Source organism: Streptosporangium sp. NPDC002524 (genome assembly GCF_040295985.1).
Classification (GTDB): Bacteria; Actinomycetota; Actinomycetes; order Streptosporangiales; family Streptosporangiaceae; genus Streptosporangium.
This window is the reverse complement of the sequence record NZ_JBEOWK010000001.1, coordinates 437,732-451,424: the sequence shown is the minus strand read 5'-3', so window position 1 is coordinate 451,424 and position 13,693 is coordinate 437,732. Positions and strand designations below refer to the sequence as shown.

Annotated in this window: 14 protein-coding genes; all 14 read right to left on the bottom strand. The window is 70.3% G+C overall.

From position 1 onward, the window contains the following. Positions 1 to 22 precede the first annotated feature (22 nt). Positions 23 to 910: a hypothetical protein gene (locus tag ABT053_RS01880; RefSeq protein ID WP_350966907.1), complete on the bottom strand. Its 888-nt coding sequence runs from the start codon at positions 908 to 910 to the stop codon at positions 23 to 25. 580 nt (positions 911 to 1,490) lie between these two features. Beyond that, positions 1,491 to 1,922, bottom strand: a complete 432-nt coding sequence (locus ABT053_RS01875; protein ID WP_350967103.1) for a PPOX class F420-dependent oxidoreductase — start codon at positions 1,920 to 1,922, stop codon at positions 1,491 to 1,493. 50 nt (positions 1,923 to 1,972) lie between these two features. Continuing rightward, the gene (locus ABT053_RS01870; protein ID WP_350966906.1) at positions 1,973 to 2,224 is read right to left on the bottom strand and encodes a hypothetical protein; all 252 of its coding nucleotides are present in this window, start codon (positions 2,222 to 2,224) and stop codon (positions 1,973 to 1,975) included. Positions 2,225 to 2,323: 99 nt separating this feature from the next. Beyond that, positions 2,324 to 4,255, bottom strand: coding sequence for a condensation domain-containing protein (locus ABT053_RS01865; protein WP_350966905.1), 1,932 nt, complete (start codon positions 4,253 to 4,255; stop codon positions 2,324 to 2,326). 513 nt (positions 4,256 to 4,768) lie between these two features. Beyond that, positions 4,769 to 5,533 carry an MBL fold metallo-hydrolase gene (locus ABT053_RS01860; protein ID WP_350966904.1) on the bottom strand — a complete coding sequence of 255 codons (765 nt, stop codon included), beginning with the start codon at positions 5,531 to 5,533 and terminating at the stop codon, positions 4,769 to 4,771. Positions 5,534 to 6,095: 562 nt separating this feature from the next. Then, positions 6,096 to 6,644, bottom strand: a complete 549-nt coding sequence (locus ABT053_RS01855) for a DUF8788 domain-containing protein (RefSeq protein ID WP_350966903.1) — start codon at positions 6,642 to 6,644, stop codon at positions 6,096 to 6,098. Then, positions 6,641 to 7,126 carry a DUF8788 domain-containing protein gene (locus tag ABT053_RS01850; protein ID WP_350966902.1) on the bottom strand — a complete coding sequence of 162 codons (486 nt, stop codon included), beginning with the start codon at positions 7,124 to 7,126 and terminating at the stop codon, positions 6,641 to 6,643. Before ABT053_RS01850 ends, ABT053_RS01855 begins: the two co-directional genes overlap by 4 nt. Positions 7,127 to 7,160: 34 nt before the next feature. Next, on the bottom strand, positions 7,161 to 7,943 hold the full coding sequence (locus ABT053_RS01845; protein WP_350966901.1) for a hypothetical protein: 783 nt from the start codon (positions 7,941 to 7,943) through the stop codon (positions 7,161 to 7,163). A gap of 25 nt (positions 7,944 to 7,968) precedes the next feature. Beyond that, entirely contained in the window at positions 7,969 to 8,508 is a 540-nt protein-coding gene (locus ABT053_RS01840; protein WP_350966900.1) for a DUF8788 domain-containing protein, read from the bottom strand. Between the two features lie 48 nt (positions 8,509 to 8,556). Continuing rightward, on the bottom strand, positions 8,557 to 10,098 hold the full coding sequence (locus tag ABT053_RS01835; protein WP_350966899.1) for a phenylacetate--CoA ligase family protein: 1,542 nt from the start codon (positions 10,096 to 10,098) through the stop codon (positions 8,557 to 8,559). After that, positions 10,095 to 11,642: a pyridoxal phosphate-dependent decarboxylase family protein gene (locus tag ABT053_RS01830; RefSeq protein WP_350966898.1), complete on the bottom strand. Its 1,548-nt coding sequence runs from the start codon at positions 11,640 to 11,642 to the stop codon at positions 10,095 to 10,097. The genes ABT053_RS01835 and ABT053_RS01830 overlap by 4 nt, the downstream gene beginning before the upstream one ends. A 923-nt stretch (positions 11,643 to 12,565) precedes the next feature. After that, positions 12,566 to 13,207: a hypothetical protein gene (locus tag ABT053_RS01825; protein ID WP_350966897.1), complete on the bottom strand. Its 642-nt coding sequence runs from the start codon at positions 13,205 to 13,207 to the stop codon at positions 12,566 to 12,568. Continuing rightward, on the bottom strand, positions 13,204 to 13,389 hold the full coding sequence (locus ABT053_RS01820; RefSeq protein ID WP_350966896.1) for a hypothetical protein: 186 nt from the start codon (positions 13,387 to 13,389) through the stop codon (positions 13,204 to 13,206). The genes ABT053_RS01825 and ABT053_RS01820 overlap by 4 nt, the downstream gene beginning before the upstream one ends. Then, positions 13,386 to 13,682, bottom strand: coding sequence for a hypothetical protein (locus ABT053_RS01815; protein WP_350966895.1), 297 nt, complete (start codon positions 13,680 to 13,682; stop codon positions 13,386 to 13,388). The genes ABT053_RS01820 and ABT053_RS01815 overlap by 4 nt, the downstream gene beginning before the upstream one ends. Positions 13,683 to 13,693: the final 11 nt, after the last annotated feature.

Below are 13,693 nucleotides of genomic sequence, written 5' to 3'. Positions count from 1 at the left end.
CCCTCCTTCGATCACATTCACGTCAGCCGTCGAGATGGCGGAACGCCTCGTGCGCCGAGCGTACGCTCTCGCGGAGCGCCCGCCGGAGCATGTCGGCGTCGTCGCTGAGATGCCCGATCTCCGGGCCGGAGAACCTGGCCGCCCCCGCCTCGGCGACGAGCTGCTCGTACTCGGGCAGGTGCGCCCGCAGGGCCTCGATCTGTCCCTGGGAGAGCAGCGCCCGCTCGGCGGCGGCCACGTGGCCCGCGTAGCGTTCGAGAGCCTCCACCCGCGCGAGGACTGCGGCCTCGCTGGCGGCCAGCGCCCGCTCCAGCGGTGCCATCGCCGCGGCCACCTCGGGACTCCTGCCGCCCCTGGCGAGGTGGCGGTGCTTGGCCCGCAGCGCGGAGAGCTTGGTCAGCAGCCGGGCGATCTCCCACTCCTCGGCGGGGAGCATCACCGAGTTGCGCACGCTGTCGAGCATCCCCATCGCGTTGACCCGCGAGCGCAGGACATAGTCGATGGCGCGCTGGACCCGGCCGAGCAGGTGCCTGGCGTCGTGGTCGAAGTCCTCCAGGATCAGGAAGCGTCCCTGCCAGTGCCGGGCGTGCGCGTACAGGATCCGCTCGATCGAGTCGGCGGGAGAGGGTTTCCTGGCGAGGTAGATCACCCCGAGGATGAAGAGGTAGACGAAGATCAGCATGGTGAGCGCCACGACGGTCTCGGGGCCCGGAGCGCCGATGACGAACATGCCGCCCCCCGCGAGCGCCACCGTCCCGCCGAAGATCCCCACGAGCGCCCTGGGAACCCTGGGGTCGTCCTTGTCCCTGGGCGGGCGGCCGGTGCGGAGGCGGTAGAGCAGCGGACCGTTCCGGCGGAAGAGGTCGGCGACCTCCCTGGGCACCTCAGGATCGACCACCACGCGCTGCACAGGCTCGCCCCCTTTGCCGTGTTTCAAGAGCATAGCGATTAACCATGTTTCAGGTCATGCGTCCTTACATGGTGCCTCCCCATCATCGAGTATCGCGTGCCAAAAAGATGATCGTAATAATTGCCCGGGGATCACCGCAGGTGAGAACGCGTCCGCTCCGAGGCAGGTCCTGGCACGGTCGCCCCGGGGCAGGTCCTACGCGGCCGGTGCAGGGCAGGTCCCGCACGGCAGGTCCGGGGCACGGCGACCTGCCGGCCCTCGGCGACGGCGCGCCGACCGGCCGACGGAGCCCCGGCGTCCGGCCCGGTCCGTACGGACCGCGACCCGGTGAGAACGCGGCGCGGTACGGCGCAATACGACGCGACACGGACCGGCACGGACCGCGCGGTTCGTACGGTTCGCGTGGACTGACACGGACCGCATGGTCCGCGTGGATCGCACGGACCGCATGGACCGGCATAGACCGCATGGACTGACACGGACCGCATGGGCCGGAATGGACCAGCACGGACCGCATGGGCCGGAACGGACCAGCACGGACCGGCACGGACCAGGCGTGCGGGGACTCCGCCGGGCGTTGTCAGCCGATCCTCTCGCCGTACACGTGGTCGACAGTCATCACCATGAGCACCCTGCGGTCCGACACCATCACCGACCGGTACTCGTCCCAGTCCGGGTGCTCCCCGGCGGCGACGCGGTAGTAGTCGACCAGCGCCTCGACCTCGGGACCGTGGGGATCGGTCCCCGGTCCGGTGAGTGTCGCCGTGCCCTCGGCGGTGGCCCACGCCAGGCCGTCGGGGCCGGTGACCTCCAGGGTGGCCCGGGGGTCACGGCGCAGGTTCGCCGTCTTGGCGCGTCCCTCGGTCATCGAGACGTAGAGGAGACCGGCCTCCCGATCGTAGAAGGGCATGACGGGGGAGAGCTGCGGGCGGCCGTCCGACTTGATCGTCGCGAGGACACCGAGCCGGCTCTCCGCGAGCAGCGTGCGCGGATCAAATGATGTGGCGGTCATGTCCAGGGCCAAGTCGCGACCGGATGCCGGTTATTCCTCACGACGCGGAATCACGGCCGGGCGCGGTGAAGGTGGTGGCTCGACCGGCCTCGGAACGACGGAGTCGTCCTCGACCGAGAAACGGCCACGGCCATGCCCGTGGCCACAGCCACGGTCACGGCCATGAGCACGGTCACGGCCATGAGCACGGTCACGGGCATGAGCACGGTCACGGGCATGAGCACGGTCACGGGCATGGGCACAATCACGCCCGTGGCCACGGCCACGTTCATGGCCATGGCTATGCACAGAGTCACGCCCATGGCCCTCGTCCATGAACACGTCCACGGGCACGTCTATGGCTACGGACGTCGGATATGGGCACGGACGTCAGACCGGGCGCGGGGGCACGATGAGGCGTGTCAGCGTCCGGAGCCCTCGGCGACTCTCGGTAGGTCCCGCCAGGACGCGCCCGGGGGCGGGGCGGTCGCGCAGACGACGTAGTGGTGCGGGGTCATAGCCGACATGCGGCCGAACAGCAGGCTCAGGCAGGCGGAGTGCAGCGCCTCCGGGGTGGTCTCGGCCGACGTGAAGCACACCAGCCGGTGCCCGAGCCGTTCGTCGGGCTCGGCGACGACGGTCGTTCCTGCGGTGAGGGCCGTTTCGCCGGTCAGCCGCGCGAGCGCGTCCGTCATGAGGCGTTCGACCTCGGGGAGGTGGACCCAGCCCCCGTCGACCAGCAGCCAGCCGTCGTCCCGTGGGACGGGGACGACGCCGGTGAGGGCGGTCAGCTCGGCCAGCGGCACGTCCCGGTCGCCCGCCTCGATGAGCAGCCGGGCGATCCCCTCGCCGAGGGCCGTCGTGTCGCCGCGAGGCAGGCATCGCGGGTCGGCCCACAGGGTGACGTCGAACTCGCCGTGCAGCCGGTGGACCCAGAGCGAGGTGCGCGTGGGCAGGGTCGCGGGCGGGAGCCAGACCGAGTGGACGTCCTCGCCGGTACGGCTGACCCGCGCGCCCCGGCCGGGAACGCTCATGTCGTTGAACACGACGTCCCGGGCGAAGAAGAGGCCGCGTTCCCGCTGGACGTCCTCCATGATCCGGATGAGGGCGTCCGAGTCGAACCGGCTGTTCTGGTACGCGGCCATCGTCGTCGAGCGCGCGCCGCGCAACACGGTGTCGAAGCCGTCCTCGCCGACCTCCACCGGGATCAGCGCGTCCTGGGCGAGCGGCCCGACGTACTCGCGCAGCTCGGGCCGGAACCGGTTCGCCGCGATGGACAGCACGACGACCGTCCGCAGGCGGGCCCGTGCCCCGGCGAGCACCGCGAGGGCCGCGAGCACCGCCGCCGACGGGCTCGTCCCGGTGCGTGCGGAGATCCGCCCCAGCGCCCTGGCCGCCGGTACCGAGCGCACGCGCAGCCGGGGGAGGAGCCAGTCCGTCTCGCCGTCCACCGGGACCGTCAGCGTGGACCGGGGCACCCGGCGCAGGTGGCCCTCCCAGTAGCGGAGCGCCGCCCCGGCCCGCCGCAGACCGGCCGGGGTGTGTTCGGCCGCCGCGACGTCGAGCGGCTGCGGCGCCGTCACCGGCGCGAGCGGCTTGCCGAGGAGGAGCTCCTCCCACTCGGCGAGCAGTACGGCCAGCCCGGCCGCGTCCATGGCGCTGTGCGTGGTCACCAGAACGGCCTGTCGCGGCACGCCGCCGGAGGTGACCACGGCGACCCGGAGCGGGATCTCCGTGTCCAGCGCGAAGCGCGTCCCCTGGAGCCGCCGCGCGACCTCCTCCGCGAGGTCGGTGTCGGGCGTCTCGGCCGCGAGGCTGGTGTCGGGCGTCTCGGCGCGAGCCCGAACCGGCCCCCCGCCCCCGGTGCCACCGACACCCTCCGAACCCCCGCCCTCCGAACCCTCGCCCTCCGCGCCCCCGCCGCTCTCCCGCCCCCCGGTCTGTCGGCTCTCCCCGCTCTCCGCGCCACCGACGCCTACCGGTGCATCGCCCGCGTCCCCGGGATCGCCCGCGCCCCCGGCGCCAACCGCGTCCCCGGGATCTCCCGTGTCCCCGGCGGAGTCCGGTCCGGCCGGGGGCTCGCCGGTGTCGTGGACCTCGATGGGTACGCCCCCGGTGGCGAGGACATGCTGGAGGTCGTCGTGGAAGGTCGTGCGCAGGGACTCGTGCCGGGTCACCAGCTGGACCACGGCCTCGGCGATCACGGCGAGCGTCGTGCCCGGCTGGACGGCCCGTACGACGCGGTAGTTCATGTGCTCCGGCGGATCGGTGAGCATGCAGCGGACCATGTTGGCCTGGCCCGTCGTCAGCGGGCCGGATCGCGCCGTCAGACCGGAGAAGCGCGCGGTGGTCACAGAGCGCTCTCCGGCCGGACGCCGGAGCTCGTCCGCCCGGCGTACCCCGGGCGCCGATCCACACTGGGGACGCCACTCGGGACGCCACCCGCGCGCCGGACATCCACGGATTCCCGGAAGGCGTACTCCCGGAAGGCGGACTCCTGAAAGGGGGCCTGCGGGTCGGATCGGCGGAGGAACCTGGACCGTTCCTGTCCGAACGAGAGCGGTTGTGCCACGGGAAGCCACCAAACCGGAAGGTCCGTTATTGGAAAGTTTGCTTACAGTTTCGAAGGTGACGTCAGTGAATCATGTTCGCGAGAGACGCGACAAGCCCTTGTCCGCCCCGGTTTTCGTGCCTCACCAGTCGTTCCGGACCCGTGTCACGCTGGTGATCGTTTCTTTACTGTAAAGAATGTTTGCGGTCAGGGGCTTAGTGGCCCGATCCAGGGGCGCCGTGGGCGAAGGCGCGGTGATCCGCCGGTGTCGCCGAGGTCGACGGCCGCGCGAGCTGGTCGTTCGGCACGCGGTCCGTCACCAGCTCGCTCCCGTCTCCTCTAGGAGGACCGGTCGTCCGGGGGCGGGGACGACGAGCAGGTGGTCGAGACCGGCTTCCGAGAAGGCGGCCCGCACATCCGCCCGGCCCTCGGTGAAGTGGCTCCAGCCCTCGACGTGGAGCGGTACGACGCGCCGGGCCTTCAGCAGGCGCGCGGCGATCACCATCTCGATGGCGTTCAGGGTGAGCCGCTCGTCGATCATGGGGGTGCGGACGGCGCCGCCGAACAGCAACGCGATGTCGACGACCGGGAACCGCCCGGCGACGAGTTCCACGCACTTCAGGGAGGCGTTGTCCCCGCTGACGTAGACGGTGGGCAGCCCGTGGCCGGTGAGCACGAAACCGGTGACCTGGCCGACGACGGGCTCGCACCCCGGCGGGCCGTGCAGGGCGGGAACGGCGGTGACGCGAACCTGGCCGGCGTCATGGTGCTGCCAGGGGAGCATCGGGGTGACCCCGGTACGGGCGGCGGCCTCGGGAGTGCTCAGGGTCAGCGGCACGGCGGACATCATCCGGCGGCCCAGCGTGTCCAGGTTGTCGGGATGCTGGTCGTGACTGAGCAGCACCATGTCCACCCGGCCGATGTCGGCGGGGGAGAGGGCCGGGCCGACGGTCTTGGTGAGTGTGAGCGGCCCGGCGGGGTGGTCTCCGGGCGGGTCGAAGGTCGGATCGGTGAGGATGCGCAGCCCGCCGAGTTCCAGCAGGGCCGTCGGGCCGCCGATCACGGTGATGGTGGTCGTCACGGGAGGTTCCGTTCGCTGCGTGGTCGGGCATCGTCCGGATCACGCTAGCCGAGCGGGGATCCCGCGCCTCCCGGACACGCCGGACCCGGGTACCCCCGTGACCTGCGATGACTCCGGCCTCGGCCGTACCGGGGCTCCGGCCGTACCGGTGACGACCCTCCCGTTGACCCCCGTTGACCACGATCGCCCCGAGCCGGAACCCCACCCCGAGCCGACCCTGAGCGCGAGCCGATCCCTGAGCCAGAGCCAACCCCGGAGCCTGACCCCGAGCACGGACCCTGACGCCGATCCCAATCCCAGACCTGACCCGACCTCGAACCCGGACCTGACCCCGATCCCGAGCCCAGACCTGACCCGACCCCGGACCTGACCCCGAGCCTGAACCCGAACCCCGAGCCGGGCCCCGGGCCTCAACCTGCCCCCGAACAGAGACAGAGCCCGCGCCCCTTCCTGTGGCCGCAGGAATGGGCGCGGGCCGCGCGTCGGCCGGTCATGGCCGCCGCCGCCCGGCGGCCATGACCTCCACCCTCACCACGCCGTGCTCACGGTCCCGTGCGGACCGTCAGACGGGCAGGACCCGCAGCGCGGGATAGCGGACCGAGTTCAGGTACAGCTTGTCGGTGCCGTGTTCCTTCTCCAGCTCCAGGACGAACCGGTAGCGGTAGAGGCCGGGCCGGGCCTCGCTCATCACCGCCCCGGCCCAGTAGTAGTAGACGGCGGTGTACTTGTCGCGCATCCGGTCGGGAGCGCCGTAGACCTTGAGCTCGGTCATGATCCGGCGTTCGGCGACGTCGTCCTCGTCGCCCTTCTCGATGTCGAGGAAGACGATGTTGTTGATCTTCGGCATCGGGGGCCAGGTGCCGTCCGCGCCGCGGTGCATGTCGATCGGGCGGATGATCCAGTTGACCACCTGACCCTGCTTGCAGATGGTCTCCAGGTGGTCGCTGCCCTGCCCGACCCCGCCGACGCTGTTGTCCATCATGTAGAGGCAGCCCTCGAGGGACTGCGTCGCGGCGGCCCTCTCCATGTCGACGAGGGTCACCACGTTCAGCTGGACGGAGTTGAGCTGGCCGCGATCGGTGAAGTCCGTGGCCGCGTACGCCTGGGTCATCGGCCTTCCTTTCCCTCGTTGGCGGGACCGGCGAGGGCCGGCCGGGCGGTGGGGGTGAACGGCGTGCTGACGGTGCCGAGCAGGAACGAGAGCCGGTACGGGACCGGCTCGGTGATGTCCTGCTTGACCTCGGCGGTCCAGAACACGATGTCGGTGCCGGGATACACCTTCTGCGTGGGCTCGGCGATCTGCGGGTCGATCTCGATGTCGCTGAGGGACACGTAGGTCTCGCACTCCAGCGGGATCACGTTCCACAGCAGGGTGTCGCCCTTGCGCACCCGGCTGTGCAGCGCGGGGGTCCCGAAACCGGTGGATCCCGCGGACTTGTTGGTGTCGTAGAAATAGAGGTTGTCGTCCAGGTTCTCCGACGCCAGCGCGGCCACCGGGTCGACCACCGCGGTGATCGTCACGGGCCGGGTGGGCTGGGCGGACTGGGTGGACTGGGCGGGCTGGCGTTCTGGCTGCTTGTTCCTCGGGGGCATGTGGCTCCTCCGCTCGAAAATGCTCCGGGTCGGGTCAGCGGACGGCCGGGACCGCCGGGAGGGGGAGCACGCCCACTCCGGCACCGGTGAACCCGTTTCGCTTCGGGTCGTTGATGATCTTGAGGCTGGACTTGCAGGTCATCTCCACGGACTCCCAGACCATGTCGTCGTTCCGCTCGACCAGCTCGTGCAGCTGGACGTGCACCGTGTACGAGTAGACGCCGGGCCGGGTCGTGTCCACGGTCGCGGCCCAGTACCAGCCGTCGTAGATCATGTCGGGCGACCCGTACTGGGCCGGATACATGATCTTTTCGGTGACGGCCTCGCCGGTGATGTCGGTGATCACCGGAGCCGGGTAGTTGTACGCGGTGTTGCCGCTCGTGGTCTTGCCGGTGACGTCCAGCAGCTTGGCCGCGGTGAGGCCGCGCCCGCTGCTCGACTTGCCGGCGCGCTTGCCGACCCGTCGCTGCAGCCGCTTGAGATCGGTGTCGCTCACGCCGTCCTCGGTGCTGAGCGAGGCCAGCTCCCTCAGCGTGCGCCGGTCGTCGGCGCGCTCCTGCTCGGCCAGGTAGTTGCGCGGCACCGTCGGGGGGATCGACCCCAGCGCCGCGGGCAGCCAGTTCAGGACCTGCTCGGTCGCCTGCGACCCGTCGAGGAAGTGGGTGCCGGGCACGATCGTCACCAGCTGCTCGGTGCCCACCCCGGCGGAACCGAACAACTTCATGTTGTCGAACCAGTACGTGTTGCCGTCGAGCGATCGCGTCCGGAGCGCGTTCTCGACGTCGAAGAGCACGATGATCCCGTGTTGCTGGGCCATGGAACCGCCTTTCGCAGAACGTGTCTCACACGCGCAGCAGCGCGGGCGAGTCGATGTGCAGCACGCTGTTGGGTCCTTCGTGGAGCCTGACGGAGAGCCGGTACCGGTACGGGACACCGGGCGTCATGTCGTAGGGCACGATTCCCTCCCACACCAGCAGGTCGTGGTTCTCGAAACCGTTGGAACCCGTGGCGTCGACCCGTGGCGCGGACACGACACCGGGTGCCGGGACCGCGGAGGAATTCGCCGGATGCGACGCCTGGTTCGACGATCCGGCGTGGCCGGCCTGACCGACCTGACCTGCCTGGCCGGCCGGGGACGGGACGGCCGCACCGGACAGGAACTCGATGGCCTGGATCTCGACCGGGGTCTGCACGTCCACGTGGATGGGCGTCCACTGGACGACCTGCCCCGGGACCACCGCCGTGACGAGGTCGGGGGTCCCCTGGTGCCTGCTCCCCGCCGAGCTGTCGTCGACCAGCGAGAGATTGCCGTTGTGCAGCGTCCGGTCGGACAACGCCCCCACGGCGTCGACCATCACGACGATGCTGATCCTCTGTTTCATCGATCCTCCCTTGTCGGATGTCATTCGGGCGTACGGGCCACCGCGTGCTCAGCCCCGGTCCCGCACCAGCGGCGTCTTGCCGACGGTGGTCCGCTCGATCTGCGGTGAGGAGGGGGGCACGAACACCAGCCGGAACCCGTATCCGGTCTGCTCGATGGCGGCCGCGTTGGCCTCCCGGTCGTTGAAGAGCGACAGGGAGCTCGGCAGCGCCAGGGCGAACAGCTGCCGGATCCCGCTCGGGCCGAGCGCGTGCTCGACGGCCGCGGTGGTGCCCTCGGCGTCGTCCACCGCCGCCAGCAGGGTGAGGGTCCGGTCCTCGCGGTGGTTGTGGAACTGGACCTCGTGCGCGACCAGGTCCAGGTCGACGCCGGTCGTCGAGCGCAGCCGCGCGCGCAGGGCGGCGTAGGCGAGCGTCGCGGAGTACTGGCTGTCGTTGAGATGCAGCACGTCGGCGGTGCGCCCGGCGAACTCGAACCGCTCGGTGCGCAGCCCCGGCCCGTTCAGGGCGGGACGGCGGATCATCCGGTCGCCGAGCTTGAGCCGCAGCAGCGGCGTCTCGTCGGCGTGCAGCCGGGTGACGACCAGCTCGCCCTCCTCGCCCTCGGCGACGGCGCGGCCCTGCTCGTCCACGATCTCCACCAGGTGCAGCCCCGGTACGGCCGAGAGCGCCGGCGAGGTGTGGTCGAGCTGGAGCCCGACGCACTCGGCCTGGGTCGCGGCGAAGTAACTGAGGATCGACACGTTGGGGAAGAACGCCTGCAGCTCGTCGCGCTTGCGCTGCGGCAGGGAGCCGCTGCCGTACATGGCGACCCGGAAGCTCGCCCTGGCGTGCGGGGACAGGCCCGCGCCGAGCTCGGGCAGGAGCGCGATGCCCGCGGTGATGCCCATCAGCGCCTTGTGGCCCGGGTAGGAGAACATGTGCTCCAGCACCGGCGCGCTCACCGGCCCCGCGCCGATGTAGTTGACCTCGGGGACGTGGGACAGGACGCCGCCGACCATGGTCCCGCTGCTCCACATCTGGTAGTCGGCCAGGGTGGTGAACAGCCAGCGCGGCGCGGGGCCGCGCAGATAGCGGCCGAGCTGGTAGGCGCCCATGAACGCCCCCGCGATGCGGTAGGTGTCGCGCAGCTCCCGCAGGGAGTAGACGATCTCCAGGGGCATGCCGTCGCCGGTGCCGCCGCTGGCCACCACCTCGAACCCGCCGTGGTCGAGCGGCACGACCATCCCGGCCCGCGCGCCCATGAACATGTCCCGCTGCACGGTCTTGTCCGACAGGGGGATCCGCTCCCACTCGGACATGTCGGCGGGGGCGTCGTGGATCCCGAAGTAGTGCAGCCGCTCGCGCCACAGCGGGTTGAGCAGGGCGACGCCGACGAGCTGCTGCAGCCGGCGGAACACCAGCGCGTTCTGGAGGTCGAGCGGAGCCTCGCAGTAGGGGACCCCGGCGAGCCGCCCGCACTCCTCCAGCCTCCCCGCGAACGACGGCAGCCGGGTGACGTCGTCCACCGAGCGGGGCCGCAGCTCCTCCTCGGGGATCAGCCGTGCCGCCAGCTCCGCCGAGGTGGCGATGTCCAGATCCGTCATGGTCATGAATGGCTCCCGTTCCGCTGCTGGTCGTGCCGGGTCGCGACGCTCGCGCGCAGCACCCGTTGCCCGATGTCCCTGATCTCGGCGATGAGCATTGCCAGGTGGTCGGCGTCGATCAGGTGGTTCATCACCACCACGCGCAGCGCCGCCACCCCGTCGATGTCGACCTTGGAGATGAAGAAGCGCCCGCCGCCCCGGATCCGGTTGCGGATCTCCAGCTGCAACCGGTGCGCGGTCGCCTGTTCCAGGCCGTCCGGCAGGTAGCGGAAGCACAGGATGTTGGACTCCGGCTCGTGCGCCACGGCGAAGTCCGGCTCGGCGGCGAGCATCAGGTACGCCTGCCGGGTCATGGCGCACAGCCGGTCGATCCGCTGCGCGAACAGCGCCGGGCCGTAGACCGACCAGACCGTCCAGAGCGGCATGATCATCGGGCGTTTCGTGCACTCGAAGTTCTTGTCCGCGCTGTCGTAGGCGCTGTAGACGTCCGGTTCCTCGTCGAAGACGTAGCTGGCGCGCTGCCGGAACGCGCCGCGCGCCGTCGTGCCGTCGCGGTAGAAGAGCAGCGTGCACGGCGCCGGCATGAACAGCATCTTGTGGGCGTCCCAGGTCAGCGAGTCGGCCTGCTCGATGCCGCGCAGCCTGTCGCGGTGCCGGTCCGACAGCAGCAGGCTCGCCCCGTGCGCCCCGTCCACGTGCAGCCAGAGCCCGTGGCGGCGTGCCACGGCCGCGAGCTCCTCCAGCGGGTCGAAGGCGCCCATCGACGTGGTCCCGGCCGAGGCCACCAGGCAGAACGGCCGCAGGCCGCGCCGGTGCGCCTCGGTCAGCGCCGGACCGGCCAGATCGGGGCGGATCCGCCCGGCCCGGTCGACCGGGAGCCGGATGATCTGCCGCTCGCCGATGCCGAGCACCCCGGCCGCCCGGGTCACGCTGTAGTGGGCCTCCTCGCTGACCGCGATGGCCGGGGGGCCCGACATGTCTCCGGCGCCGCGCGTCCAGATCTGCGGGAAGGCGCGGTTGCGGGCGGCCAGCAGCGCGGTCAGGTTGGCCAAGGAGCCCCCCGAGGTCGTCACCATGGCGAACCGGTCGCGGTCCCAGCCGATGAACCGGTTGAGCTCCTCGGCCATGAGCCGCTCGGCGACGCTGGGGAGCTGCCCGGCCTCGTAGAAGGAGGAGGGCTGGTTGACCACCGAGCCGACCAGGTCCATGAGGCTGGCCAGCGGCACCACACCGGAGAACTGCCGTCCCATGTAGCCGGGTGAGTAGACCGGGATGCCGGTCCCGGTGTAGAGGTCGACGATCTGGTTCACCCGGTCGGCGTCGAAGTCGGCGACGCGCTGTCGTTCGGGGGTCATCAGCCCCCGCGCGGCCTTCAGCAGCACCGCCGGATCGAGGAGGTCGAGCCCGCGGACCGACCGGTCGCCCAGATACGTCGTCAGGCGGCTGACGATGTCGACGGCGCCGTCGTGGAAACGCTCGGGGTCGAAGGCGGCGGTGAGGCCCGGTGCGGGCGACCGGTGGCCTTCGCCGGTCGACGGCTCTTGGGCCATCGGCTCTGGAAAGGGACTCTGGACATCGGAAAGCGAACTCGTCACGGAGGAGGCTCCAAACGATCCGGCGTCGAGAACGTCCATATGATCGCGCCTGGACAGGAGTTCGGGCATGGTTAATTGAACTCCCGGGCGATCACATGAGGGTTCTCGTGAATAAATGCGTGATCTGCGGTGGTGTGTCGTGCGGGAAAGAGGCCCCCGGCATCTGGGGACGTGGGGCGGAATTCGTGCCGCCGCCGGGCCGTTCCGGAGACTTGGAACGGTCCAAATCGAGGAGGGATTGTTGATCGGTGAGGGTGGGGAGGGTGTGAGGGGGCTGCGCTGTCCCTGTTCAAGCCTTGTTCGAGCGGTTTGGATCACTCCGGCGAGGATGTCGCCGACGATCAGGGTCTGGAGGAGGCTCTTCGTGGACGAACCGCGATTGTTTCGAGCTGAATTCCGCCCGCCGTATACGTTGGCCCGCTCGTCATGTAAGCGACCTAACCATTGATGACAGGAGGGGCGCAAGACCTCGGACGCAGGTGGAGTGGCAGATTCCGGCCACAGTTACTCACGCGAGGAGATTGAGGTGGGGAGACGCTCGGTGAGTCACAGTTGTTTTGGGGTTTATGATCTTTTCTCGCGAACGCGAATTAAGTCCGAAATTCGAGGTCGCCGCTGCGACAGGCGCCCCTATTAGCCGAATATTTCTCATATATATATGGCGTTATCGCCGAAATGTGGCAAAGGTCCCCATGGAACGACGACCGCTCGCGGGGCGTCAACCGGCGCGAGAAGGGCGTCCACTTCTCGTCGACCTGGGACTGCGGCAGATCGAGCCCCCGCGGCTCTACCGCCCGGCGGAAACCGGTGATCGGCAGGTGGCGGTCAGGGGGAGGCCTCCAGGGAAAGGATCGCCCTGGGGAATCTCGGATTCGCCCTCAGCTTCGGTTCGCCAGGTGAAGCGCCGGCTGGAGGTCGTGGAGCTGGACGATCAGCTGGGTGGCGAGCGCGTTGCGAAGCAGGGCCGGTTCGTTCAGGCCGACCAGGACGTTGTGCTCTCCCGTGTGGACGGGTCGCCCGTCCGGGCCGGGGGTGAACATGTCTGCCAGGACGGCGGCGGGCTCGCTGCGGGCCACGGTGTGGACGGCCGACGACACGTGAAGCCGGGGACACATGCCGAGTGATTCGGGGATGCAGGCCCGGCAGGTGGCGGGTGCGCTGGTGTAGCCGCTGTTGGGTACGTCGGGGATGTCGCGGAAAGCGGTGGCGGTGGTGATCCAGGGGATGCGTCCGGTGTCGGGGTCGGTCGCGTCCAGGCCGCAGACCTGGCACAGGTTTTTCTCCATGCACCGCCACTGGCGCAGTGTGTTGAGTTTGCGCCACTGCGGCGCTCCCCGGCGGTTGTTCAGGACGCGGGCACGAAGCACGCCGTGTACGACATCGCCTCGGCGCGGGTCGTCGTAGGCGAGCCGCAGCCCGCCGAGCGGGCGACGGGCGAACCGCAGGCGTTGCGGCAGGGCTTCCCCCGCATGCGCGATGACGTAGGGGACACGAAGCCGTGCCGGTGCGTCGCCGCTCATCCCGTCTCCCCGCCCGGCCTGAGCGTCCACGCCACCCGTGCGGCCAGGCCCCCCAGCTCAAGGTCCCGGAACGTCGACGCGGTCACGTCAGCCGGGGCGTTCGCGGAACTGTCCTCGCGGCGTGCTCCAAGAGCGCCGTCCGGGTTCTCGACCACGTCGAACTCCGGCGGCTCCGGTGTCATGCCGCATCCTTCGGAAGCGCCGCGAGTATCAGGTCCACGACCGCTTGCGGCCGGCCGGCGCTGACCGGCCGGCAACCGGCCGCGACCGTGGGAAGCGTGACCATGAAGCAGCCCGAGCGGTCCCCCACGGTCACCGTCGCCACCTCCCCGCCGTCGCGACCGCGGACGACCAGTTCGAAGCGGTCGTCTCGCGGGAACGGGTCAGGCCGATGCCCGTAGAGGCGGAGCCCCACCCGGTGCACGATCGACGTACGTACGCCTTGCGCCCTGACCAGCCGTGCGAGATCACTCAACCTTTCAGGGG